Genomic DNA, 944 nt, shown 5'->3' with positions numbered 1-944 from the left:
CAGCAACGGCTCTGGTTTTTCGAGCAGTTGTATCCGGGCAGCCCGGTGTATCACCTGAGCACGGTGCTGCCGTTCGATGGTCCCCTGGACTGTAGAGCGCTGGAAGACAGTCTGTGCGACCTGCTCGACCGCCACGAGTCGCTGCGCACCACGTTCACCGCCCTCGACGGCGTGCCGGTGCAGCTCATTGCGCCCAGCTTGCGCATCGACCTGCCGCTGGCGGATGTCAGCCAGCCGGCGGGCGGCTGCCTGGAACGCGCCCGTGCCGCCGTCCGCGCCGCCCTGGCCGCCCCCTTCGATCTGGTGCGCGGCCCGCTGCTGCGCGCCAGCCTGTTGCGGCTGGAGACGGATTATCATTGGCTGGTGCTGGTATTTCACCATATCGTGGCCGATGGCTGGTCGCTGGAGATCCTGCATCGCGACCTGCGCGCACTCTATGCCGGCAGGATGAGCGGCGAGCCCCCGCTACTGCCCGCGCTGCCGATCCAGTACGCCGACTTTGCCTGCTGGCAGCGGCGCACGCTGCAAGGCGAGCGGCTGAACGCTTTATTCACCTACTGGCAAAAGCAACTGGAGGATGCGCCGGTGCAGCTTTCCCTGCCCACCGACCGGCCGCGCCCGGCCCAATCCAGCTATCGCGGCGGACGTTGCGGAGTATGGTTGAATGCATCCCTGACCGCACGCTTGCGCGCCCTCGGGCAAGCGCAGGGTGCCACTCTGTTCATGACGCTCCTGGCTGCCTTTGGCGCGCTGCTGTCGCGCTACAGCGGGCAATCCGATCTGGTGATCGGTACGCCCATCGCCAATCGCACCCGCAGCGAGCTGGAAGGACTGATCGGGTTTTTCGTCAACACGCTCGCCTTGCGGCTCGATCTTTCCGGCGATCCCTCGTTTGCCGGGCTGCTCGAGCGGGTACGCACCGTGGCGGCCGAGGCATATGCGCA

General features: G+C 66.6%; 1 protein-coding gene. It reads left to right on the top strand.

Annotation, left to right across the window (positions count from 1 at the left end; translation table 11 throughout):
• Positions 1-944 (top strand): condensation domain-containing protein (locus tag SQ11_RS15210; protein ID WP_041515048.1); only part of this gene is annotated, 944 nt, incomplete at both ends.

Origin of the sequence: Nitrosospira sp. NpAV (assembly GCF_000832065.1) — a bacterium.
In the GTDB taxonomy this organism is placed as follows: Bacteria; Pseudomonadota; Gammaproteobacteria; order Burkholderiales; family Nitrosomonadaceae; genus Nitrosospira.
The sequence above is the reverse complement of the archived record's forward strand: the minus strand, read 5'-3'. Positions and strand labels throughout refer to the sequence as shown.